The sequence below is a fragment of the Geobacillus sp. G4 genome (assembly GCF_040327975.1).
GTDB classification, from domain to species: Bacteria; Bacillota; Bacilli; order Bacillales; family Anoxybacillaceae; genus Geobacillus; species Geobacillus thermoleovorans.
On sequence record NZ_JBEPJY010000007.1, the window covers coordinates 134,224 to 156,437 of the forward strand.

Sequence of the window (22,214 nt, forward strand, 5' to 3'; positions counted from 1 at the left end):
CTCAAATACGATTAAAGTAGCTTTCCGGTTGTGAAGAAGGAAATCTCCTGCACTGTCTATTATGATACAGCATCATGGATCGAGACAAGCGCTTTTTGTTGCTTGCGGCCGAGGGCGTCAGCGGTTTGGGGAAGCCAACGTGATTCCATCGCGCATGGCGAAGTGTGAAAGGGACGGGATGGGTCGTAGTCAACATCGTCAAGAAACTTCGACCGTACCGACAAGCAGGATGGTCATCCCGTTCTCTGTCAACATCGGCGTGGGGAAACACAATGGATGGAAAGTTCAAAAAAATACAAAAACAACTATTGTCTTTTGCTGAAAACGCTTTTATAATTTGAGACAGACGGCGTTCTTATCCGGTCATCTGATGACTGGAGGAGACGATCAAGGGGACGGATGACCGTTCGTGAACGCCGCCAAGTCGGGCACAAAGGGGAGGAGAAAACCGCATGTGGAAGCAAGATTTTACACCAATCGCCGACCAGCTTTGGTTATCGGCGATTGTCGCACTCATTCCGATTTTATATTTCTTTTGGGCGTTGGCCGTCAAGCGGATGAAAGGGCATGTTGCGGGGCTGACGACGTTGCTGCTTGCTGTTGTGTTGGCTATAATCGCTTACAGAATGCCGGCTGGAAAAGCGGTTATGTCAGTGACGCAAGGCGCGGTGTACGGATTGTTGCCGATCGGCTGGATCATCATCACCTCTGTCTTTTTATACAAGCTGACGGTGAAAACAGGCCACTTTGACATTATCCGCAATTCGGTTGTCTCGCTCACCGAAGACCGCCGGCTGCAAGCGTTGCTGATTGCCTTTTCGTTTGGCGCCTTTTTGGAAGGGGCAGCTGGGTTTGGCGCGCCAGTGGCGATTTCAGCGGCGCTTCTTGCGGGGTTGGGGTTCAACCCGCTGTATGCCGCGGGCATTTGCTTGATCGCCAACACAGCGCCAGTGGCATTCGGGGCGGTCGGGATTCCAATCATTTCGATGGAAGGACCGACTGGCGTGCCGGCGATGGAAATCTCAAAAATGGTTGGGCGGCAGTTGCCGTTTTTATCAGTGTTCATCCCGTTCTATCTCGTGCTCATTATGGCCGGGTGGAAAAAGACGATGGAAGTGTTGCCGGCCATTATCGTTTCCGGTGTTTCGTTTGCGCTGACGCAATATTTCACCTCGAACTTTTTAGGACCGGAGCTGCCGGACATTTTGTCCTCGCTCGTTTCGATCGTCGCGTTGGCTGTCTTTTTGAAATATTGGAAGCCGAAAAGCACATTCCGCTTTGCAACGGAGTCGGAAGTGGCGGCCGCTGGGCAAGTTGCTCGCGCGACGCAACGCGGCGGGGAAGTATTCCGCGCTTGGTCGCCGTTTCTCGTGCTGACGGCTTTGATCTCGCTGTGGGGCATCCCGCAAGTGAAGGCGGCGCTCACCGGCCATTATGAAGGGACAAACGGCTTGTTGAAGTTGGTCAACGCTATCGGCGTCCACTTGACGTTTATGCCGCCTGTGCCGGGGCTCAACAACCAAATTTTGAACCCAAGTGGCCAGCCGATCGCTGCGGTGTATAAGCTTGAGCTGCTCGGCGCGGCTGGGACGGCGATTTTGCTGGCGGCGGTCGTCACAAAGTTCATCATCGGCATCTCGTGGAAAGATTGGGCGCGTACGTTTGTGGAAACGCTTAACGAATTGAAATTCCCGATCATCACGATCGCTTCGGTTGTCGGCTTTGCCTATATCGCCAACTCGTCAGGCATGAGCACGACGCTTGGAATGGCGTTGGCCAAAACAGGCCCGTTGTTCCCGTTCTTCTCGCCGATTTTAGGATGGCTCGGCGTGTTTATCACCGGTTCCGACACGTCGTCGAACTTGTTGTTCGGCAACCTGCAAAAAGTGACGGCGACATCGATTGGCATGGATCCGGTGCTGGCGTTGGCGGCCAACTCATCAGGCGGCGTCGTCGGGAAAATGATTTCGCCGCAATCGATCGCTGTCGCCTGTGCGGCCGTCGGTTTGACCGGCAAAGAATCCGACTTGTTCCGCTTCACGATCAAACATAGCGTGTTCTTAATCATCTTGATTGGCGTTCTCGTTTACTTGCAATCGACGGTATTGTCGTGGATGATTCCATAACGGCCACAAAGGGGGACGAGTATTGTCGATTTGTTGATCGAAGCGGTCGAAGGAGCACAGGCGGCAAAGGAGGAAGAGCGAATTCGGAAAACGTCATAACGCGGCAGTCTGGCGTTTTTGCCGAATGTCGGTTGTTTGAAGCAAAAAAGAAGGTGTCCCGAAAGCAGCGGGACACCTTTTCCATTATGACTTGTTTGGGGAAAACAACCGTTTGGATGTTGCATTAGTCTTTTAAGGTGGCGCGGCGATGCTGATTCGAGGCGTGCCAAATGTCCAGCGGGCGCCCAGCAGAGGCTAAAGTGCTGCGCTGAGCTGTTTCGGCATTGCCCGCAGCGCTTTCCCAGTTCCGATCGCAACGGCTTCAGACGGATTGGGAGCGACATGCACCGGTACGTGCAGCTCGGCGCCAAGCCATTGCTCAATGCCGTGAAGCAAGGCGCCTTCACCGGTGAGCACCACGCCGTGGTCAATGATATCCCCGCTCAATTCCGCCGGGCATTCTTCAAGGACGGCGCGAATGGCTTCGGCAATTTGCAGGAGCGATTCTTTCATCGCCGTTTGCACTTCGAGAGGATCGAGGGAAATGGCTTTCAAAAAGCCGGTGACAAGGTTGCGGCCGTGAATCGTCACCGTTTGATCAGCATCGATCCCCGGAGCGCTGCCGATCGCGAGTTTGACCTGCTCGGCTGTCTGTTCGCCGATTAGCAAATTGTAGCGCTGGCGAACATATTGAATGATATCTTCATCGAGCTGATTGCCGCCGATGTGGAGCGAACGGCAGGCGACGACGCCGCCCAACGAGATGATCGCCGCTTCCGTTTTGCCGGCTCCAAGATGAACGACGACGTTGGCGACCGGCTCGCTGACCGGCAAGTCTGCGCCGATGGCGGCAGCGACCGGCTCTTCAATAAAATGGATGTGCTTCGCTCCGCAATGTTGGGCGATTTCATAAAACGAGCGGCGTTCGACCGAGGTGGCGTGAAACGGAACGCTCATCACGACGCTCGGCTTTTTGAAGGCGAGGCCGAGCGGGTTACCGACTTGCTTGAATACTTGCTGCAACAGCATTTTGGCGCGCTCAAAATCGGCAATAACGCCGTTTTGCAACGGGTAGGTGACTTCGATGTGGGCCGGGGCTTTGCCGATCATCTGCTTTGCTTGTTGGCCGATCGCCATCAGCTTGCCTGTATGGCGGTTGTAGGCGACCGCAGCCGGTTCGTCAAACACAATCCCTTTTGTTTGGCTGAACAGCCGAACGTTCATTGTGCCTAAATCGATGCCTAGCTCTGAAGAAGCGAACAACGGAAACACCTCCTTTGGCCGAAGCGAAGGAACGAACAACCAATCGCCATCTATACTATTCGGCAGAGATCGGTCATTTATGTCTGCTAGGATCATTCGCCGTGCATAAAAATTTTTTGATCTCATGTATAAAAAACGAAAAGGGAGGAAATGAATAATAGCGTAACGTTTTCCAAGTATTCCCCCGATCCCCTATGAAATATAGCATTGGGCTCTCCGGTTTTGGAGGGCCGCTTTTTTTTGCATAATAAAAACCCCCTGTCTATTAAGCGGACTTAATATGACAGAGAGCTTTTCCGACGGAGCTGTTACAGCCGTTTGGCTCCGATATACTTCGTTTTCCAGTAGCTGCTGTTTAAACTGTCGATTTTCACGCCACGGGAAACGGCATGGATGACTTGATTGTTGCCGATGTAAATAGCCACGTGGGAGACGCCTTTCGTCTGTTTGGAAGTGTCGAAAAACACTAAATCCCCTGGCTGTAATTGGGACTTATTTACGTATGTACCTTTTTTGTACATTTCTCGAGAGGTGCGAGGCAAGGTGACGCCAACTTTTTTATGGGTATAGTAGACAAATCCTGAGCAGTCAAATCCTTTTGGCGTCGTCCCGCCATATCGGTAAGGAGTGCCGATCAGCTTTTTCGCTTCGATGATGAGCCGTGCTTTGTTGGCGGCTGCATCTGAATTGGAAGTGCTTACAAAGAAGGAGGAAAATAGAACGATCATGGATACGAACAGGAGAGAATACCATTTTTTCATTTCCCCTAACCCCCGACAAAATCTTTTCCGATTCGACGTATCTCAACTAGAGTATAGCAGAGGAAACTAGACTTGTTTTTTACAGTTGGATTAAATAATGTTACAGCGCCGTTACAAATATAGCACCTCGTCCTAAAGGCTTATACCAATAGATAGATATTTTCGTTTCGGCCGACCTGGCTTTATGGCCGTAAGCGTGGAAATGGTGTTTCATACCCGAGTCCTATGGCCGACAGATGAATGTCGTAAGCTGTCGAACAAATAGGAACGGTGGAGGGAGGCAGCGCGAAGAATGGCCGTCTTATAATGAAAGCAAAGCGTCGAAGAATCGATGACGGTGATGGATGATGTCGAACCAACTTGAATATATCTTGTATATCTTTGGCCTTTTTTTGACGGTCGGCGGTGTCTATGTATACGGCCATTGGATGGCAAAACGGCATTGGGGGGATGCGCCATGGCTGGCGGCGCCGAGACTGACTGTTGTGTTTGCCACCGTTTCCCTGCTTTTTTTAGGGGCAGGAATGATCTATATCCATTATGCTGAAAAACAAGAACATCGTGAATATGAGGAAGCCGCAAAGCAAATCGCCGGCATGATTGCCGGCGATTTGGCCGCCATGGGGCACGAACGGCTCGATGAAAGGGCGGAACATTTGCCTGCGTATCACATGGTGATGGCGGTGCTGGAGCGTTGGCAACATTATGGCCGCGTGTTGAGTGTGTATACGTTAAAAAAGAATGAACGCGGTGAGCTATATTTCGTTGCAGCGCCAGCGACGGACTACAATCGGAACGGCCGCATTGACGGTGAAAAGGAACAAGCTGTTCCACCTGGGACGGTTTACCGCCGCCATTTTCCAGAGATCGAAGAGGCGTTCCACGGCCGGTTTGCGATGGAACAGCATCCGACAACAGATGAATGGGGAAGAAGCATCAGCGCGTTTATGCCGATTCGTCAACCGGACGGGACAGTGGATGCGGTTATTGGCATCGATTTTGATGCCAAAACGTATGAGAAACATTTGCAGCAAGGGCGGAAACAGGCGATGTGGACGATGATGGCCATGTTTTTGGCGACGGCGGTTGCCTATTTGCTCGCTTTGCATCAACAAATGGAACGGAAGGCGTTGGCTGTCTATCAAAAAACGCTTGCATCCAACGAGCATCGGCTGCGGCGGCTGGCGGAAATGACGATGGAAGGGCTGATCGTCTATGCGCATGGGAAAGTCGTTGAGGTCAATGAAGCGGCGTGCCGTTTGCTTGGCTATTCAGAAAGCGAGCTGATTCATTTGCCGATCGGGGAGTTAGTCGTTGATGGATCCATGAAACTGAATCGTCCGCATGAGGAACCGGAGCGCTTTGAAATCGAGCTGCGCCGAAAAGACGGCACCGCATTTCCAGCGGAAATCGTCCGGCGCCGCTACGATTATGAGGGGGAAAAAGTGACGGTGGCCGCCGTCCGCGATTTGACGGAACAAAAACAAAACGAAGAGCGGATGCGTTATATCGCCAATCATGATGAACTGACTGGGCTGCCGAACAAGGAGGCGATGTATAAAGCGGTGGAGCGCTGCCTTGTTGAGGCGAAACAGCATCGCCATGAAGCGGCAGTCATATTCTTAGAAGTGAGTGGGATGAAAACGATCAACGATTTTTATGGCTACGCAGTCGGGGACGAAGTGCTCCTCCATTTGGCGCAAGAATGGAAAGAAAAGCAAGGAATGATCGTCGGGCGCTGGAGCGGGAATGAGTTCATCGCATTGGTGCCAAACAGCACACATCAAAAGGCTGAAGAAATGGCGAAACAGCTCATTGAGGCGGCGGACGAACCGATTGTCGTCAATGGGATGGAATTGTATGTGACCGTGAACATCGGCATCAGCGTCTACCCAAAAGATGGGGAGGATGCAAAAACGTTGATTCGCAAGGCGGATATTGCCCGCTACGAGGCGCGAAAAAAAGCGGCGAGCGATTTTCTCTTTTTCACGGAGCCGATGGCGATTCGTCTCAATGAAAAGATGGCGATGGAACGCGACTTGCGGCGTGCGCTTGAAAATGAGGAATTTGAATTGTACTATCAGCCGCAAATTCGGCTTCACGACCGGCAAGTGATCGGCATGGAGGCGTTGATTCGCTGGCGCCATCCGGAAAAAGGGATGGTTTCGCCGTCATTGTTTATCCCGGTTGCCGAACAGACCGGCATGATCATCCCGATCAATGAATGGGTCATCCGCACGGCTTGTGAGCAGACGAAGCAACTGCTTGATCGTTTTCCTGACTTGTCCGTTTCCATCAACTTATCGCCATATGAATTTGAAAGCCGCCGATTTGTGGATAAACTCGCCCGCCTGCTCGCCGACGCCGGGCTGCCGCCGCACCATTTAGATCTGGAAATTACGGAGCGGATGACCATGGATACAGAACGTGCGCTTGATATTCTCTCGAAACTGAAGGGGCTTGGTGTGACGATCAGCATGGATGATTTCGGCACTGGTTACAGTTCGCTCAGCTACTTGATGGATTTGCCGATCGATCGGCTGAAGATCGACCGTTCGTTCGTTCAGCATATTCAAGGAAAAAAAGATGTCATCTTGCCGGCGATCATCCGACTCGGGCATAATATAGGTGTAAAGGTGCTGGCTGAAGGGGTCGAAACGGAGACCGAAGCGGCTTATTTGCAAGGAAAACGGTGCGACGAGGCGCAAGGCTATTATTTTTCCCCGCCGCTTCCGTATGACGAGCTCGTCCGGTTCTTAAACGGGCAGCGCGTGAGGCGGCAGGCGCAGGAGCTGACGTAACATGGGCGGATTTTGGCGCATCGCCGAGGAGAAAATTCGCGAAGCGATGAAAAACGGCGAGTTCGACAACTTGCCCGGCTTCGGCAAACCTCTTGAGATTGAAGACCTTTCCCGCATTCCAGAGGAGCTGCGGCTCGGGTATTTGTTGCTGAAAAACGCCGGCTATGTGAGGGAAGAAGCGGAGCTGCGCAAAGAGCTTTTGACGCTCGAGGACTTGCTTCGTTGCTGCGAGGATGATGAGGAAAAACGGGAGCTGGAGAAAAAGAGGACGGAAAAACAGCTTCGTTTGGCCGAATTGATGAAAAAGCGGGGGCAGACGAATTCGAAGGCGCTGCGCGACTACGGGCGGCGCATTGAGGAAAAATTTCGCTGAATGCCAAGAAGGGGAGATTCGCTGAAAAGCCAATCTTCCCATTTTTTATGCAAAAATGGCCAAAAAATGGGGAAAATAAGGGAGGACGATGAATGAAAGAAAGGAGGGAACGGGGGCATTCTCTTGGTGGAAGAAATAGCCAAGAACATCTCTAGACAAAAAAAGGAGTGATGAAATCGTGAAAAACGTATGGTTAGCTTTTTTCACCGCCCTTGTGCTGACGATGCCGTCGACGGTTGCTGCTGCTGGCCAGAGCGGCGAAGCCGTTGATGTCCATATGCCGGCCGGCCATATGTGGAAGCACAGGGTGCTTGATGAGCAAAAGTGGATGGAAATGGTGCAAACGTACACGCCAGAGCAGATCGGTGAATGGAAAAAAGTGCTGGAGGAACGGAAAACGCTGCGCCAACAGTTGGATGACGAAAAGGTGAAACGAGCGATCAAGGCACATTGCAAGCAAATGAAAAAAGAACGAGAAGCGGCGCTTGATCGACTCATCGACCAGCTTGCTGACAAAAAAATCACGAAAGAACAGTTCAAGCAAGAGCTGAAACAGTTACATAAAAAGAAACGCTGGATGACGAAAGAAGAAAAACAGCGGCTCCATATGCTTCATGAACAAACAAGACAGGCGATGGAGAATAACGACAAGGAAGCGATGGCCAAACTGTTGCCGCAATGGCTCGATCATATGAAAAAGGAGAACGAGCGGTTGGCAAAATGGCTTCAGGAAGTCAAAGAAGGATGATATGATGATATAATGAAAAAAAGGCCGTGTGACGCACGGCTTCTTTTTTATCTCAACATCGCCTCCGTCGCGCCGAGCGGATGGCCAGGTGTTTGATCCACGATTCCTTCGCCGCTTGGACGAACAGGAAAGGGACGGCGGTGTTCAAATGTTCCCATCGCAAAAAGTTGGCGGAGGGAATTCGTGCATTTTAGCATAAAGTGATTTCGTGGCGGGGAGGAAGAGGCAATGGGATACCCGGTCATTCTTCATTTGCGCGGCCGTCGGGCGGTCGTTGTCGGCGGCGGGAAGGTGGCGGCAAGGAAAATTCATGGATTGTTAGAGGCAGGGGCGGAAATCGTGATGATTGCGCCTGAAGCGGAGCCGGAGCTTCAAGCGTTGGCCGCGGGGGGGATGATCGTTTGGAAGAAAAAGCGGTTTGACCCAGACGATTTGGCGGAGGCCTTTTTGGTGATTGCCGCGACGAATGATCGCAAGGTGAATGAAGCGGTGACGCAAGCAGCAGCCCCCGGTCAACTCGTAAATGTCGTGGATGATCCGGAGCGGTGTGATTTTCACGTTCCCGCTGTTGTCCGCCGCGGTCCGCTCACAATTGCCGTGTCGACCGGAGGGGCAAGTCCGGCGGTTGCCCGCCGCATTCGCCGCGAGCTTGAGGAGAAGTATGGCGAAGAGTACAGGCTGTATCTTGAGTTTTTGCAGCGGGCCCGCGGCATCGTATTGCGCGAAGTGGAGGACGCTGAGGGACGGAAGCGGCTGTTTCAGGCGCTCGCTGCTGATTCCTTCCGGCAGCGCGGCCGATGGGATGAAGAGTTGGCCCAGCTATTGGCGAACGAAAAAGAACGAAACGGAGAAAGAGGGAAAGAGCAATGAACATTCCGATGTATATTGTCGATGCGTTCACCGACCGGCCGTTTGCCGGCAACCCGGCGGCCGTCTGCTTGTTGCCGCAGCCGGTTGGGGATGAGTGGATGCAGCGTGTTGCCGCAGAAATGAATTTGTCTGAGACGGCCTTTTTAGTTCCACATGAGGGCGGCTATCGTCTGCGCTGGTTTACCCCTAAAGCAGAGGTTGATTTGTGCGGCCATGCAACTTTGGCGAGTGCCCATGTGCTGTGGGAGCGCGGGGAACACCGCCGAGATGAAGCGATTGCCTTTTTCACGAACAGCGGAGTATTGACGGCTATAAACAACGATGGTTGGATTCGGCTCGATTTTCCGAACGAAACGCCAGTGCGGGTTGAGTCGCCTCCTGCTGCGCTTGTTGGTGCCTTGCCAGCTGAACCGCTGTTTATCGGGCGCAACCGGTTCGATTATTTGGTGGAAATCGGCTCAGAACAGGAGGTGCGCAGACTGACCCCGGATTTCCGCCTGCTTCAAGAAGTAGATGCGCGCGGCATCATTGTGACAAGCCGTTCAGCGGCAGAAGAAGTGGATTTTGTATCGCGGTCCTTTTTTCCAGCTCTCGGTGTGCCGGAAGACCCGGTTACCGGCTCCGCCCACTGTTGCCTCGGGCCGTATTGGGCGGACAAGCTTGGGAAAACGACGTTAGTCGGCTACCAAGCTTCAGCCCGCGGCGGCATTGTGCGGGTGATGGTGGCAGGCGAGAGGGTTCAGCTCGAAGGAAAAGCCGTCACCGTGCTGAAAGGGGATCTGGCCGCCGAGGCCGCTTTCGGATTGCAACCCATCTGAAACATTCCAGCGGAAACAATGCCTGTTCCGGATCCGGTTGGGCGGGCTGGTGTTTTCTTCACTGCCTATGCCAACGAAAAAGGCGCCCAAGCCTCACGTGAAAGGCGGGCTTCCTTTTTTCGGCGGCGGGCCGGCCGTGCCGGTTCAGCCAGCTTGGAGGTGCGGCCGGCGCCTGTATACGTTTAGTCATCCCACCGATACGTCCAAAACCGTTCTGTTTTGAGCCAAGCAAGTGCATCGCCGCGTTTGGATGCCGCTTGCATCAGTCCTTCGGTTTGCGAACGGTGGGCGCGAATGGCGGCCAGCTTCGTATCGATCACCGAGCTGACATCGCGCACGACATCCGGCTGGCCAAGGTCTTGTTCGCAGTTTTTCGCAAACGCAACGCAATGGACGGTTGGCCGTTCTTCTTTCGGCCAGCGCTTTAAGGCGCGGATGACAGCGGCTCCACACGCATCATGGTCGGGGTGGACGCTGTAGCCGGGGTAAAACGTAATGACAAGCGATGGATTCGTTTCTGCCACGATGGCGGCGATCTGGTCAGCCAGCTCTTCTTCATCCTCAAACTCGACCGTCTTGTCGCGATAGCCGAGCAGGCGCAAATCATGAATGCCAAGAATGCGGCATGCTTCCTCCAGTTCTTGCTTGCGGATGTGTGGAAGCGTTTCGCGGTTGGCAAACGGAGGCACGCCCATATTGCGCCCCATTTCTCCGAGCGTCAAGCAAGCGTACGTCACCGGCGTGCCGTTTTGCGCATGCTCGGCAATCGTTCCCGACACACCGAACGCTTCATCGTCCGGGTGGGGAAAAACAACGAGCACATGTCGTTCGTTCAACGGAACTCCCTCCTTACACAAACGGTTCGTTGCTCAGTTCGAGAGCCACGGCCAATTTCCCTTGATCATCATGGCCTGCTAGCAGCAACTGTCCTTTTTCTGTCCATTCCCAATGGGTCAGCCCTTCGGCGTACACCCAGCCAAGATCAAGCTTCAGTCCGACGCGATATGGCCCGGGGCCGGTGATCTTGCCGCGGGTGAAGCGGATGCAGGCATTGCGGATGTAGGCGCCGACGGAATAAAAACCTTCGTTATGATGGGAGGCGTATGCTCCGTTCGTCGTTTCCAAATGAATATATACGTCGCGATTGGCAAAACGATTCAGCGCCTCTTGTACAGCGGCCGTGTCGATCGGTTGCAAGCGGCTCCCTCCTTGCTGTTTGTTTTTCTATTATTGTACATGACCGAGGCGTGTGAGCGGAAATATTTCGACTCCTATTGTATAATAAAAAAAGAGACACATCTTGGACTCATCCGCACCTACAAAGCGTTGAATGCTGATTCAACGAAAGAAGGGTGATGATCGATGGGGGTTCAAGGCAATGGTGTCACGATACTGAATTTTGACGGCGTGTACCGACCGCAAAAGCGGCTGTTTCAGTTTCCGCACGAATGGGTCGATCTTGCCGACGTGCCGGAGACGAATTTGTATTGCAGCGAAGCGGCGCTTGCTGAAATTGAGCGGCGGCTTGAGCGGCGGCGAAAGCGCGGGGCGGTGCTGATCGGCAGCGGCAACTATCATTATGTCACGTATTTATTGCTTAAAGAAATCAACGAACCGTTTACGCTTGTGCTTTTTGACCGCCATACGGATGCTGAAGGAGGGGATGATGTCATTTCGTGCGGCTCATGGGTCTCCTATGCACTTAAGCATCCGCGGTTGCAAAAAGTCGTTATCGTTGGCCCAACTGCTTCTTCGCATCAACTCCGTTTATCTCCGAACATGACTGTTCTTCCATTTGATGATCATGATGAATGGCCAAAAGCGCTCATCGAGGCCATCCCGACCGGAAGCATCTATATCAGCATCGATAAAGACGCGCTTCGCCGCGAAGACGCGGTGACAAACTGGGATCAAGGAACAATGCCGCTTTTCCGGCTGCTTGCTTGCCTGCGGTTGCTCTTATTCCATAAAAAAGTGCTCGGCGTGGACATATGCGGCGAGTACCCGCCATCTGCTGTCGACGTGTTCGATCCGTTTTGTCGCGAAGCGCGGCGAAAAAATGAGCAGGCAAACATGGCCATTTTGGAGACATGTTTTCACTATACGGCGCCGCATTTGCGGCCGGCGTCATGAGGCCGTGTCGGAAGCGAAGGAATGGAGCGGCAAAAGGCAGCGCCGCTGTGGCCTGACAGTTAGAAAAAGGGAAGGCTGCTGTTCCTCGGGCTTTTGCGGGCGGCCGGCGCTTTTGTTTCCCGATGGGCGAAAAAGCTGGAAAGGCCGCTGCCCGAGGGATGAGCCTAGTTGTCACAAGCCGCTTCCGTATATAATGCGAAATTGTTTTTCATCAGGGCGGACATTGCACGGCTCGATATGCATGCGGGCGACTTTGGCAAACATCGTTCCGGCTTCGATTGTGTCCAGAAAAAGTTGGAGAGCGCTTTCATTCCCTTGGACTTCCATTTCCACCGTCCCGTCGTCATTGTTTTTCACCCAGCCGGTCAGCCGTCGCTTCAGCGCTTCGTGCTGGACGAAATAGCGAAACCCGACGCCTTGCACGCGTCCTTCAACGATGACATGAACCCGTTTCATATGGCGAAGCCCCCTTTGTTACGGTCATTCTGCTTTCATCATATAATAGACAAAGCGGAAAGTACACGAAAAAAGGAGCTTGAACAATCAAGCTCCTTTTTTTACGGATGACAGCAATGATACTTGTTGTTGAATGAGCGTCACGAGCCGCGGATGACAGCCTAGGTAAGAGCATAAATGCCACTGCTTGTCGGAAACAGAGAGCCCCTGCAACTTCCGTTCGATCGTTTTCATTAAGACGCCAGTAAACAATAAGTATGGGACGACGAACACGCGCCGATACGCTGATGCGCTCGCCCGCTCAAGCCCTTCGTCGAGCTTCGGGTGGATGGCGGTGAGAAAGCAAACGTCCACGTGCGGCACGTTCGTTTTTTCTTTTAAACGTGCAGCAATGGCGGAAATGTCGCGCTTCGTGTCTGGATCGCTGCTGCCGCGGCCGACAAGAAGAATCATTGATTTGCCGTCAAGCGGCGCGGATTGTTCGCGGATGCGATCGATAACGATGTCGATCATCGCTTCATGGACGCCGAATGGAGCGCCGCAGAGGATGTCGACGGAAGGGTGGCGCCGTCTCGCGATGTCCAATGCTGCTGGAATATCGTGTTTGGCATGCCCTGCAGAAAGAAGGAGAAGCGGAACGACGATGACGCGTGTCGCCCCTTGGGCGACGCAGCGGTCAACACCGGTCGCAATGTCTGGTTCCGCGAGTTCGACAAAACATAGCTCTTGAATCGGAATATCGATGGCCCCTCGGCACTGTTCGACGAAGCGAGCTGCTTCATGGAGCGCGGCGTCGATGCGGCTGCCGTGGCTGACGTATAAAATGGCTTCCATCACCATCGCCTCACGATGTTGCGCCGGCGGCCGCGGATGACGCGAGCAACTGCTCAAACCATTGAATGTTGGCGCGCAGCCGGACGACGTCCCCGATGATGACCATGCTTGGATTTTGAATGTTTTCTTTAGCAGCGGCGGCAGCGATTGTTGCGAGCGTGCCGGTGACGGTGCGCTGAGCTGTTGTCGTTCCCCACTCGATGACCGCCGCCGGCGTCTCCGGCGCTTTGCCGTATTTCATCAGTTGGCCGCAAATGTACGGCAAGTTATGAATCCCCATGTAAATGGCGATCGTATCAATGCCTTTGGCGAGGCTTTCCCATTTGATCTCGTCACGGCTTCCGTCGCGCCGATGCCCGGTGACAAAGGCGACGCTTGAGCTGAACTCGCGATGGGTGACAGGGATGCCGGCATAAGCCGCCGCCGCGATGGCGGAGGTGATGCCGGGAACGATCTCAAATTCGATCCCATGTTTGGCCAGCGCCTCGGCCTCTTCGCCGCCGCGCCCGAACACGAACGGATCGCCGCCCTTTAAGCGGACGACCGTTTTTCCTTTTTTGGCATGCCAGACGAGCGCATGGTTGATCGTCTCTTGCTGCATCGCATGGTAGCCGGGCAGCTTGCCGCAAAAGATGAGTTCGGCGTCCGGCTTGGCATATGAAAGCAACTCTTCATTGATGAGACGGTCGTACAAAATGACATCCGCCTGCTGGATGCATTTTAATCCTTTGACGGTAATGAGTTCCGGGTCGCCGGGGCCGGCGCCGACAAGGTATACTTTGCCCATCATTGTTTCAGCCCTTTCTTGCATGGTTCAGCCAACCAACCGCCCGACAGCGGCATGGACGCTCGGTTGCTTTTATTGTAAATGGCCTGCCTTGGTATGAAAACGACATTGTCAAATCATCTTCTGCTCTTTTTCAAGTCGAGCAGCACAGGACGATCAGTTTGTCTCGGTTGCCGGGATGAAGCCGCGCCCGCGCAGGTAGGCGAGCACTTGCTCGGCACATTCGTCAACCGAATAACGGTGTGTTTCGATCGTCAGCTCCGGTGCTTCCGGCGCTTCGTACGGCGAGTCGATGCCCGTAAATTCACGGATTTCCCCGCGGCGAGCTTTTTGATACAGCCCTTTCGGATCGCGCTTTTCGCATTCTTCAAGCGGGCAGTTGACGTAAATTTCGATAAACTCGTCTTCTTCGACTAAGCGGCGGACGAGCGCCCGGTCTTCGGCAAACGGCGAGATGAACGCCGTCAGCACAAACTGGCCGCTGTCGACAAACAGCTTTGCCACTTCGCCGATGCGGCGGATGTTTTCCGTCCGGTCGGCGGCGGAAAAGCCGAGATCTTTATTGAGCCCGTGCCGGATGTTGTCGCCGTCTAAGACATAATTCTGAATGCCGAGCTCAAACAGTCGTCTGGAGACAGCGTTGGCCACCGTCGATTTGCCGGAGCCGGACAGCCCGGTGAACCAAAGGATGGCGCTATGATGGCCGTTGCGCTTGCGACGATCTTCTTTTGTGACCGATGTGTGATGCCAAACGATGTTCGTGCTCATCGCGATCCTCCTTTAGCGCGCTGACGGGGCGACCGTTTCGCGTTCTTGCAGCCCTTTGATCAAGACGGCTGCCACTTCCGGGCGGCTGAACGTGCTCGGCGGCACTTGGCCGTTGCGCAGCATTTCACGAACTTTCGTGCCGGAAAGGACGACATGGTATTTCGCGTCATGCGGACACGTTTTTGTCGATGCCATCCCTTCGCATTTCGTGCAGTAAAAGCTATGTTCGAAAAAGAGCGGCGTAATGCCAAGCTCTTCAGCCGTAAAGTTCAAGAAGATTTTTTGCGCATCATACGTACCGTAATAATTGCCGACACCAGCGTGGTCGCGGCCGACGATGAAGTGCGTGCAGCCGAAATTTTTGCGCACCATCGCGTGGAAAATGGCTTCACGCGGACCGGCATAGCGCATCGCAGCTTGGAAGACGCCGAGGAAAACGCGGTCTTTCGGGTAATAGTTTTCCAGCAGCACTTGATAGCTTTCCATCCGGATGTCAGCCGGAATATCGTCCGCTTTCGTTTCGCCGACGAGTGGGTTTAAAAACAAGCCATCAACGATCTCGAGCGCGCATTTTTGAATGTATTCATGGGCGCGGTGAACCGGATTGCGCGTTTGGAAGCCGACAACGGTGTTCCAGCCAAACTCAGCAAACTTTTTCCGCGTTTCTGCTGGATCAAAATAAAACGAGGCGAATTGGCCTTTGTCGGTCCGTTTGACAAGCGTAATCTCCCCGCCGACATACACATCCGGTTTTTCAAACAGTTTGCGCACGCCTGGGTGAGCAAGTTCATCCGTTTTATAAACGAGCTTCGCTTCTTTCGTTTTGTCTGGGCGGTAAATGTCAGCGATCTCAATGACGCCGTAGACGTCGCCACGATAAACGAGTTTCGCCTTATCGCCGACGGCGAGCTCTTTCGCTTTTTCTTCTGTTACCGCGAGCGTGATCGGAATGCTCCAGACGGTGCCGTCAGACAGACGCATTGTTTCAACAACCGCGTCGTAATCCGTTTTCGTTAAAAAACCAGTGAGAGGGCTGTAGGCGCCCGTTCCGATCAGCTCCAAGTCGCTCAGTTCGGCTTTGGAGAGCTCGATCGTTTTGGTCGCCTCATCAAGCGGATAGTCCGGATTCCAACGATTGATCAATGTGCCGCCATGCGGGATGCTTACGCTCATGTTCATAACCTCCTAGATTGATAGATGTTGTGAAATGCCGCTGCCATGTTCATGAGGCAAGCGTTCTTTTTTCAGGCTAATGACGCCAAGCAGACGCTCAAGATGGCGATGACCGTATAGACGTCGCTGTCAAACAGCAGCTTGACGATTCGGAATGGCGTCCGATTCATCAGCGACGCCTATCGAGGCCGCCGCGCCGCTCGCCTCGATGTTCATGGCGAAGAAAAAGGATGCGATCAAAGCAATGGCAAGGAGCATATCGTTTTTCTCTCCTTAAGCGAGATGGAGACCGCATTCCGTCTTTCCTTGGCCGGCCCAGCGCCCGGAGCGCAAGTCGTTCGGATCTGTAGCCGGAGTGGTGCACGGGGCGCAACCGATGCTCGGGTAGCCGCGGTCGTGGAGCACATTGTACGGGAGATGGCGTTTGTACACGTAATTCCATACGTCTTTCCACGTCCAGTGAATGAGCGGACAGACTTTAATAGAACGGAACTTGTCGTCTTTGTTAATGTACTCGACATGCCGCCGCGTCGGCGATTGCTCGCGGCGCAAGCCGGAAATCCACGCCGTCACCCCGGTCAGCACCTCGCGCAGCGGAATGACTTTGCGCAGCTCACAGCATTTGTTCGGGTCGCGTTTCCATAACTCGTCGCCAAACTGCGCCTTCTGTTCTTCCAACGTCAAGCGCGGCTGCTTCATCACGATGCGAAGCGACGGATATTTTTCTTTCACTTTCGCGATCGTATCGTACGTCTCTGGAAAATGCAGGCCGGTATCCAAAAAGACGATTTCGGCGTCCGGTTTGACTTGGGAGATGAGATCAATCAGCACAATCCCCTCGATGCCGAAGCTGCACGCGTATACGATCTCATCGCCGTATTCGCGATACGCCCAAGCAAGGACGTCAAGCGCCCCTTTTGTTTCATTATCGGACGGAAAAGACGGTTTTTCCGCCTTTTCCCACTGATCATACGTGAGCATCGGTTTCTCCTCCTCACAAAATCAAAGAAAATCCACGTAATTAGTCGGATATATAGCGGCCAAACGGCAATTCGGCGGCGAAAATCCTTCCTTGCATGAATCAGAAAGAGCGGGAGAAAGGGTGCCCCTTATTTTACTAAAGATCTTCTTTAGCTGGAATTGGCACTTTGCTATAGGCGGCAGGTTGACGGAGTTCATTGAGCCAATTCCTCCCTCACTCCCGAGCAACGTATGCAACGCATGTCATTTAATTGATTAAAATTTTAGCACAATTGACGATAATGTCAATCATAGTTTTTCGATAGGAATTGTTTTTATACGAAACAGCTGCATTGCCTGCCTAGCAGCAGATGGGAGCGTTATTTTTTGCGCAGGCTTCCGAGCTCTTCGACAATCGCCTGCATTTCGCTTGGGCTGAACGTCTCGCGTTTCATCACCATCTCGTAAATGTCTCTCAACTCATCGTACCATTCCTCGGAAAAATGGGACGGCTTGATGGCATCCAAGTTCAGCACTTTCAACTTTTGCTTCAACTGTTCGATCATGTAGGCGACGTTTTCCGCCGACCGTTTTGATAAATCCATTCGTTTACTCCTTTCATGGCAAGTTACTATGTATTGTACCATAGGTGCAGGAAGAATGGGGAGAGATTGCCTGGCTTGCTTTTCTGATGAAAAACGGATGATGTGGTAAAATGTAGGTGCACATGCATAGTGCCAGTCTAAAAGGTTGGTGAAACACCTCGTTTTCTTCAAAATGGTTGTCGTGAACGCGCACAAAAGTTGTTGGCCCATTCGCACACGCTCCCCCGCTGGAGTTGTTTTTTCGTTACATCCCCGTCCTTCTAGGGACAAAAAGGGCTAGATGAAAAGAAATGAAGGAAAACTAACGGTGGAAAGCACCGTGGACATAGAGAGAGGGGTGGCTGTTTGGATGATTAAAGTGCTGTTTGTTTGTCTTGGAAACATTTGTCGCTCGCCGATGGCGGAAGCGGTCTTCCGTCATTTGGTGAAAGAGCGGGGGCTTGACGGTCTGATTGCCGTTGATTCGGCGGGAACAGGCAGCTGGCATGTCGGTGAGCCGCCGCATGTGGGGACAAGAAGGGTTTTGACTGAAAATAAGATCGACTACTCCGGCATCCGCGCCCGGCAAGTGAATCATCGTGACTTGGAAGAATTTGATTACATCATCGCCATGGACGCAGCCAACTTGAACGATTTGCGCCGATTGGCTGGCTCCCGTTCGAAAGCGGTGCTCGCCCGGTTGCTTGACTTTGTTCCCGACCGGGAAAAAGACGATGTGCCTGATCCGTATTATACCGGGAATTTTGCCGAAGTGTATCGCCTCGTCCGCTCAGGGTGCGAGCATTTGCTTGAGAGGATCATCCGCGACCATCGACTTGGTGTGGAGGAAACAAAATGACTTTGAGGGCGGCGCACCCGTCTAGGGAAAAACGGGGAAGGAGGGCAGCCGATGGTCGTAAATTTGGCGTTCATCCGTGAGTTGGCCCGCCGTTTTACGGAAGATGAAATCCCGCGTTTGTCGGCGGAATTGGCGTATTACTTTCTTCTGTCGCTCTTTCCGTTTTTGTTGTTTTTAATGACGCTGTTGGCGTATTTGCCGATTCCGCATGAAGATGTGCTTGCGCTCGTGCGGCAATACGCCCCGAAAGAGGCGCTTCACCTCATCGAGACGAACGTTTATCGTCTCATGAATGAGCAAAATGGGGGATTGTTGTCGTTTAGCATCATCGCAGCTATTTGGTCAGCGTCTAATGGCATGAGTGCCATTATGAGGGCATTCAACCGCGCTTATGATGTGCAAGAAGACCGGCCGTTTTGGATCGTACGCGGGCTGTCGATTGTGTTGACGCTCGGCATGATCGTTGTCATCATCGTTGCCCTCGTGCTTCCGGTCTTCGGGCGGATAATCGGGCTGTTTTTGTTCTCTGCTCTCGGGTTGTCGCAACAGTTTTTGGAGGTTTGGAACGCGTTTCGTTGGGTGACGAGTTCGCTGTTATTGTTTGCTGTCTTTACTGCCCTTTATTATTTCGCGCCGAACAAACAGCTTCGCTGCGTCAACGTCGTGCGCGGCGCGCTGTTTGCCACCGCCGGCTGGATTGCGGCGTCGCTGGCGTTCGCGTATTATGTCAACAACTTTGCCGATTACACGGCGATGTATGGCAGCCTTGGCGGGATGATCGTGTTGATGGTTTGGTTTTATTTGTCCGGCATGATTCTTGTCTTGGGCGGGGAACTCAACGCCATGTTTGACTGTGAGCGCGAAGGGAAAAGACGGCAGCGTTAGCGTGCATAAACGGTGCCGAGGCGGGATATCGTAACAATGCAGGGGATCTTGGCATAGGGGGGATCAAGATGACGAAACATACGAAAAAAGACGGGGGCACGAAGCAAAAAGGAAAAAACAGACCAAAGCATAAGACGAGTGGCAGTGCCAACGGCCAAAACGGCTATCATTGAAAGAAGCTGCCTCAAAAGGTGGTTCTTCGTTCAACATAGCACAACATATTGTAATATTGTGCCCCGGCGGTCGTTTTATGTGTATAGATGGAAATCAAAAAAAGGTGCCCTTCCCTTTTTGGAGGGCACCTTTCCTTTCATGCAAACACAGGCGCATCGAGCCGCCGCCGCTTTATTCAACGATTTCTTCGTGATGGTGGTAATAGCGCTCATAAATGTATTCAATTTCTGCATCGGTCATATAGGCGAGTTCCTCGCGCGACAATCCCCGCACTTTTTCGATAAACTCGATCATATTTTTCCGTTCCGTTCTGCTCATGATCGCCACTCCTTTATACTGTTTTAAAACAGAAACTTGATATCTTGGTTTTATTATATAACAGAGGGAACAAAATGGTCAACGATTTTTTTGAAAAAAATAAAAAATAAAAAACAAAAAACGGTCAAGCCGCTGTTTCCTGTTCCCGGCGGCTGACGAGGCAAATGGCCGGAACGAGGAGGACAGCGCTGACCGCAAGGAAAAAGGCGCGAGCAGAGAGATCAACCACGCTGCCGGCAAGCGGCGGGCCCGTCATGCTGCCGAGACTGTATAGCATCCCGCACAACAAATTGCCGGCGGGAAGCAGCTCTTTCGGCAACAGGTCGGTCATATAGGCGATGCCGAGCGAGAAGAGCGAGCCGGTAAACATGCCAGCGGTGAACAAACAAGCAGCCAACCCAACCGTGGACGCACCGACAGTGAGGGCAATCAAAAAACAACCGGCGCCGGCCAAGAGTGCACCGGTGATGATCTCGCGCCGCCCGAACCGGTCGCTGAGCGCTCCGAGCGGAAGCTGAAAGATGATGCCCCCAAGCGAGAAGCATGGCAAGATGAAGGCGATCTGCTCAGCGCTCATCCGCTCACGCAAGGCGTACAGCGGGAAGATGGAATGGACAGCCGCTTCTAAAAAACCGTAGGCAAACGGCAACAAAAGCGCTGGCCATGCCTGTTTCCAAGCGCCAATAAACCGACCGGCCGCCGACGAAGAACGTTCAAGCGGCTTTGGTTTTTCGTTCGGCAGCCAAAAGACGCCGATCCAACCGGCGAAACTAAGGAGAGCAGCTAAATAAAACGGAAGCGCCTTCTCGACCGAAGCGAGTGAAGCCAACAGCGGGCCGATGGTGAAGCCGAGGCCGAACGCCCACCCATACAGCGACAATCGCCGTCCGCGTTCAGTCGGCAGCGAAAAGTCCGTAATCCACGTTTGTGTCGCAAAATGAAGCATATGATCGCCGATGCCGATGGCAAAGCGAAGAACAAGCCAAAAGAAAAGAGAAGGAAAAAGTGGAAAAAGAATAAGCGAACATATTACAATGAAACCACCAAGGAGAATGAGGAGCCGATAGCCATAGCGTCTCAGCGGCCGTTCCAAAAATGGCGAAATGGTCAAGACACCGATATACAGGGCGGCGGCGTGCGCCCCGTTAACGGACGAAGAGACGCCGTTTTCATCAAGAAGCATCGCCAAAAGCGGCAGCAACATCCCTTGCGATAGACCAGAGACGGCGACAATCCCGGTTAAGATGGCAAAACGCATCGTGCATCCCCATTTCAGTTGAAATCGCAGGCCAATCAAACAAGCGAGGCCGGATGTTTCCTAGGGCGAATGAATGCCCTTATCCATCGTACATAGAAACGGCGGTCAATGCAACGAAAACAATCAAGAGGAAAGGTGGAAGAGAAATGAACAAGGTGTTTGCTTGGATGACATGGATCGGCGTGCCGGTGTCGGTCATCGGCGGGTTTCTTCATTGGCCGACTGTCTTGATGTTTGTGCTGTACTGTTTGACGATCATTGCGCTCGCCAGCTATATGGGGCGAGCGACGGAAAGCTTGGCGATCGTCGCCGGACCGCGCATTGGCGGGCTGTTGAACGCGACGTTTGGCAACGCGGTCGAGCTGATCATTTCCATTTTTGCCTTGCAGGCTGGACTCGTTGACGTCGTGCTCGCTTCCTTAACCGGTTCGGTGCTCGGGAACTTGCTTTTGGTGGCTGGGCTATCGTTTTTTGTCGGCGGACTAAAATATAAGCGGCAAGAATTCAACATTTATGATGCTCGTCATAATGCCGGGCTGCTGACTTTTGCTATCTTCATCGCTTTTGTCATTCCGGAAGTGTTTACCATGCATATGAATCACAGCGAACAAGTCGCGTTGAGCGTTGGCATTTCGATCATCATGATCTTGCTTTACGCCGCTGCCCTTTATTTCCGGCTTGTCACCCATCGCGGCGTATATCAGCATAAATCAGAAGAAGTGGAAGAACATGAAGAGCCCGAATGGGGCAAAGGGAAAGCGACCGCCATTTTGGCGCTGGCGACGGTTGCGGTCGCCTATTTATCGGAACGGCTCGTTCATACGTTTGAAACGGTCGCCGAGTCATTCGGCTGGAGCGAGCTGTTTATCGGGATCATCATCGTGGCCATCGTCGGCAATGCGGCGGAGCACGCTTCCGCGGTGATTATGGCGTACAAAAACAAAATGAATGTCGCGGTGGAAATTGCCGTCGGCTCGACATTGCAAATCGCCATGTTCGTTGCGCCGGTGCTTGTGCTCGTTTCGCTTTTGTTTCCGGAAAAAATGCCGCTTGTCTTTTCACTTCCTGAGCTGGTGGCGATGGCTGCTTCCGTCCTTTTGATGATCGTGCTGTCAAATGATGGTGATACGAACTGGTTTGAAGGAGCAACATTGCTCGCTGCCTATACGATCATGGGCATCGGTTTTTACTTGCTGTAAGTGACTGCATCCGGGTATTCGCCGTCC

Annotated in this window: 23 protein-coding genes and 1 riboswitch; of the genes, 10 read left to right on the forward strand and 13 right to left on the reverse strand. The window is 52.9% G+C overall.

What is annotated here, in order from left to right; all coding sequences use genetic code 11:
- Positions 1–452: 452 nt before the first annotated feature.
- Positions 453–2,126 carry an L-lactate permease gene (locus ABS784_RS10540; protein WP_352512442.1) on the forward strand — a complete coding sequence of 558 codons (1,674 nt, stop codon included), beginning with the start codon at positions 453–455 and terminating at the stop codon, positions 2,124–2,126.
- A gap of 294 nt (positions 2,127–2,420) precedes the next feature.
- On the opposite strand, the gene mreBH is transcribed toward ABS784_RS10540, so the two are convergent.
- Both mreBH and ABS784_RS10550 read right to left on the reverse strand, forming a co-directional pair.
- Entirely contained in the window at positions 2,421–3,428 is a 1,008-nt protein-coding gene (gene mreBH / locus ABS784_RS10545; protein WP_352512444.1) for a rod-share determining protein MreBH, read from the reverse strand.
- A 308-nt stretch (positions 3,429–3,736) separates the two neighbouring features.
- The gene (locus tag ABS784_RS10550; RefSeq protein WP_021321840.1) at positions 3,737–4,189 is read right to left on the reverse strand and encodes a C40 family peptidase; all 453 of its coding nucleotides are present in this window, start codon (positions 4,187–4,189) and stop codon (positions 3,737–3,739) included.
- 344 nt (positions 4,190–4,533) lie between these two features.
- Here ABS784_RS10550 and ABS784_RS10555 point away from each other — a divergent pair, with 344 nt between their 5' ends.
- The 5 genes from ABS784_RS10555 (at position 4,534) to ABS784_RS10575 (ending at position 9,799) form a co-directional block, all read left to right on the forward strand.
- Positions 4,534–6,990 (forward strand): putative bifunctional diguanylate cyclase/phosphodiesterase, encoded by a 2,457-nt coding sequence (locus ABS784_RS10555; RefSeq protein ID WP_352512446.1) that lies wholly within the window; start codon positions 4,534–4,536, stop codon positions 6,988–6,990.
- Between the two features lies 1 nt (position 6,991).
- A complete protein-coding gene (locus ABS784_RS10560; protein WP_020279491.1) occupies positions 6,992–7,363 on the forward strand; it encodes a DnaJ family domain-containing protein in 372 nt (123 codons plus the stop codon).
- 178 nt (positions 7,364–7,541) lie between these two features.
- Positions 7,542–8,111 (forward strand): hypothetical protein, encoded by a 570-nt coding sequence (locus ABS784_RS10565; protein ID WP_352512448.1) that lies wholly within the window; start codon positions 7,542–7,544, stop codon positions 8,109–8,111.
- 228 nt (positions 8,112–8,339) lie between these two features.
- The gene (locus ABS784_RS10570) at positions 8,340–8,981 is read left to right on the forward strand and encodes a precorrin-2 dehydrogenase/sirohydrochlorin ferrochelatase family protein (protein ID WP_014194883.1); all 642 of its coding nucleotides are present in this window, start codon (positions 8,340–8,342) and stop codon (positions 8,979–8,981) included.
- Positions 8,978–9,799 (forward strand): PhzF family phenazine biosynthesis protein, encoded by an 822-nt coding sequence (locus ABS784_RS10575; RefSeq protein ID WP_014194884.1) that lies wholly within the window; start codon positions 8,978–8,980, stop codon positions 9,797–9,799. Before ABS784_RS10570 ends, ABS784_RS10575 begins: the two co-directional genes overlap by 4 nt.
- 182 nt (positions 9,800–9,981) lie before the next feature.
- Here the strand turns inward: ABS784_RS10575 and bshB2 are convergent, their stop codons facing one another.
- A complete protein-coding gene (bshB2, locus tag ABS784_RS10580) occupies positions 9,982–10,635 on the reverse strand; it encodes a bacillithiol biosynthesis deacetylase BshB2 (protein WP_011229911.1) in 654 nt (217 codons plus the stop codon).
- Between the two features lie 13 nt (positions 10,636–10,648).
- Complete coding sequence (locus ABS784_RS10585) at positions 10,649–10,996, reverse strand: YojF family protein (RefSeq protein ID WP_011229912.1); 348 nt, start codon at positions 10,994–10,996, stop codon at positions 10,649–10,651.
- Positions 10,997–11,161: 165 nt separating this feature from the next.
- On the opposite strand from ABS784_RS10585, the gene ABS784_RS10590 reads away from it, so the two are divergent.
- On the forward strand, positions 11,162–11,932 hold the full coding sequence (locus tag ABS784_RS10590; RefSeq protein WP_352512451.1) for an arginase family protein: 771 nt from the start codon (positions 11,162–11,164) through the stop codon (positions 11,930–11,932).
- Positions 11,933–12,103: 171 nt separating this feature from the next.
- Here the strand turns inward: ABS784_RS10590 and ABS784_RS10595 are convergent, their stop codons facing one another.
- From ABS784_RS10595 to ABS784_RS10625, 7 genes are all read right to left on the reverse strand, one after another.
- Positions 12,104–12,388: an acylphosphatase gene (locus ABS784_RS10595; RefSeq protein ID WP_352512453.1), complete on the reverse strand. Its 285-nt coding sequence runs from the start codon at positions 12,386–12,388 to the stop codon at positions 12,104–12,106.
- An 87-nt stretch (positions 12,389–12,475) separates the two neighbouring features.
- A complete protein-coding gene (locus tag ABS784_RS10600; protein WP_352512455.1) occupies positions 12,476–13,222 on the reverse strand; it encodes a sirohydrochlorin chelatase in 747 nt (248 codons plus the stop codon).
- Positions 13,223–13,232: 10 nt separating this feature from the next.
- Positions 13,233–14,009 carry a uroporphyrinogen-III C-methyltransferase gene (gene cobA, locus ABS784_RS10605; RefSeq protein ID WP_352512457.1) on the reverse strand — a complete coding sequence of 259 codons (777 nt, stop codon included), beginning with the start codon at positions 14,007–14,009 and terminating at the stop codon, positions 13,233–13,235.
- Between the two features lie 156 nt (positions 14,010–14,165).
- Positions 14,166–14,777 (reverse strand): adenylyl-sulfate kinase, encoded by a 612-nt coding sequence (gene cysC, locus ABS784_RS10610; RefSeq protein ID WP_352512459.1) that lies wholly within the window; start codon positions 14,775–14,777, stop codon positions 14,166–14,168.
- Positions 14,778–14,789: 12 nt separating this feature from the next.
- Positions 14,790–15,950, reverse strand: a complete 1,161-nt coding sequence (gene sat / locus ABS784_RS10615; RefSeq protein ID WP_011229919.1) for a sulfate adenylyltransferase — start codon at positions 15,948–15,950, stop codon at positions 14,790–14,792.
- 273 nt (positions 15,951–16,223) lie between these two features.
- Positions 16,224–16,931: a phosphoadenylyl-sulfate reductase gene (locus ABS784_RS10620; RefSeq protein ID WP_069304005.1), complete on the reverse strand. Its 708-nt coding sequence runs from the start codon at positions 16,929–16,931 to the stop codon at positions 16,224–16,226.
- 125 nt (positions 16,932–17,056) lie between these two features.
- Positions 17,057–17,161: riboswitch (SAM riboswitch) on the reverse strand.
- Positions 17,162–17,290: 129 nt separating this feature from the next.
- Entirely contained in the window at positions 17,291–17,515 is a 225-nt protein-coding gene (locus tag ABS784_RS10625; protein ID WP_011229922.1) for a DUF1128 domain-containing protein, read from the reverse strand.
- Positions 17,516–17,864: 349 nt separating this feature from the next.
- Between ABS784_RS10625 and ABS784_RS10630 the strand changes: the two genes are divergently transcribed.
- A complete protein-coding gene (locus ABS784_RS10630; protein ID WP_013146347.1) occupies positions 17,865–18,353 on the forward strand; it encodes a low molecular weight protein-tyrosine-phosphatase in 489 nt (162 codons plus the stop codon).
- 51 nt (positions 18,354–18,404) lie between these two features.
- On the forward strand, positions 18,405–19,238 hold the full coding sequence (locus ABS784_RS10635) for a YihY/virulence factor BrkB family protein (protein WP_011229924.1): 834 nt from the start codon (positions 18,405–18,407) through the stop codon (positions 19,236–19,238).
- Positions 19,239–19,583: 345 nt separating this feature from the next.
- Here ABS784_RS10635 and ABS784_RS10640 read toward each other — a convergent pair whose 3' ends face one another.
- Together ABS784_RS10640 and ABS784_RS10645 are read right to left on the reverse strand one after the other, a co-directional pair.
- On the reverse strand, positions 19,584–19,730 hold the full coding sequence (locus ABS784_RS10640; protein WP_011229925.1) for a BH0509 family protein: 147 nt from the start codon (positions 19,728–19,730) through the stop codon (positions 19,584–19,586).
- 124 nt (positions 19,731–19,854) lie between these two features.
- Positions 19,855–20,988, reverse strand: a complete 1,134-nt coding sequence (locus ABS784_RS10645; protein WP_011229926.1) for an MFS transporter — start codon at positions 20,986–20,988, stop codon at positions 19,855–19,857.
- A 146-nt stretch (positions 20,989–21,134) separates the two neighbouring features.
- Here ABS784_RS10645 and cax point away from each other — a divergent pair, with 146 nt between their 5' ends.
- Positions 21,135–22,187 carry a calcium/proton exchanger gene (gene cax / locus ABS784_RS10650; RefSeq protein ID WP_011229927.1) on the forward strand — a complete coding sequence of 351 codons (1,053 nt, stop codon included), beginning with the start codon at positions 21,135–21,137 and terminating at the stop codon, positions 22,185–22,187.
- Positions 22,188–22,214: the final 27 nt, after the last annotated feature.

Coding starts and splice junctions, on each gene's coding strand:
- ABS784_RS10540 (WP_352512442.1), top strand. CDS start 453: ATGTGGAAGCAAGATTTTACACCAATCGCCGACCAGCTTTGGTTATCG.
- ABS784_RS10570 (WP_014194883.1), top strand. CDS start 8,340: ATGGGATACCCGGTCATTCTTCATTTGCGCGGCCGTCGGGCGGTCGTT.
- ABS784_RS10645 (WP_011229926.1), bottom strand. CDS start 20,988: ATGCGTTTTGCCATCTTAACCGGGATTGTCGCCGTCTCTGGTCTATCG.
- sat (WP_011229919.1), bottom strand. CDS start 15,950: ATGAGCGTAAGCATCCCGCATGGCGGCACATTGATCAATCGTTGGAAT.
- ABS784_RS10550 (WP_021321840.1), bottom strand. CDS start 4,189: ATGAAAAAATGGTATTCTCTCCTGTTCGTATCCATGATCGTTCTATTT.
- ABS784_RS10625 (WP_011229922.1), bottom strand. CDS start 17,515: ATGGATTTATCAAAACGGTCGGCGGAAAACGTCGCCTACATGATCGAA.
- ABS784_RS10575 (WP_014194884.1), top strand. CDS start 8,978: ATGAACATTCCGATGTATATTGTCGATGCGTTCACCGACCGGCCGTTT.
- ABS784_RS10635 (WP_011229924.1), top strand. CDS start 18,405: ATGGTCGTAAATTTGGCGTTCATCCGTGAGTTGGCCCGCCGTTTTACG.
- ABS784_RS10630 (WP_013146347.1), top strand. CDS start 17,865: ATGATTAAAGTGCTGTTTGTTTGTCTTGGAAACATTTGTCGCTCGCCG.
- cax (WP_011229927.1), top strand. CDS start 21,135: ATGAACAAGGTGTTTGCTTGGATGACATGGATCGGCGTGCCGGTGTCG.
- ABS784_RS10600 (WP_352512455.1), bottom strand. CDS start 13,222: ATGGAAGCCATTTTATACGTCAGCCACGGCAGCCGCATCGACGCCGCG.
- ABS784_RS10590 (WP_352512451.1), top strand. CDS start 11,162: ATGGGGGTTCAAGGCAATGGTGTCACGATACTGAATTTTGACGGCGTG.
- ABS784_RS10595 (WP_352512453.1), bottom strand. CDS start 12,388: ATGAAACGGGTTCATGTCATCGTTGAAGGACGCGTGCAAGGCGTCGGG.
- cysC (WP_352512459.1), bottom strand. CDS start 14,777: ATGAGCACGAACATCGTTTGGCATCACACATCGGTCACAAAAGAAGAT.
- ABS784_RS10640 (WP_011229925.1), bottom strand. CDS start 19,730: ATGAGCAGAACGGAACGGAAAAATATGATCGAGTTTATCGAAAAAGTG.
- ABS784_RS10620 (WP_069304005.1), bottom strand. CDS start 16,931: ATGCTCACGTATGATCAGTGGGAAAAGGCGGAAAAACCGTCTTTTCCG.
- ABS784_RS10555 (WP_352512446.1), top strand. CDS start 4,534: ATGATGTCGAACCAACTTGAATATATCTTGTATATCTTTGGCCTTTTT.
- cobA (WP_352512457.1), bottom strand. CDS start 14,009: ATGGGCAAAGTATACCTTGTCGGCGCCGGCCCCGGCGACCCGGAACTC.
- ABS784_RS10560 (WP_020279491.1), top strand. CDS start 6,992: ATGGGCGGATTTTGGCGCATCGCCGAGGAGAAAATTCGCGAAGCGATG.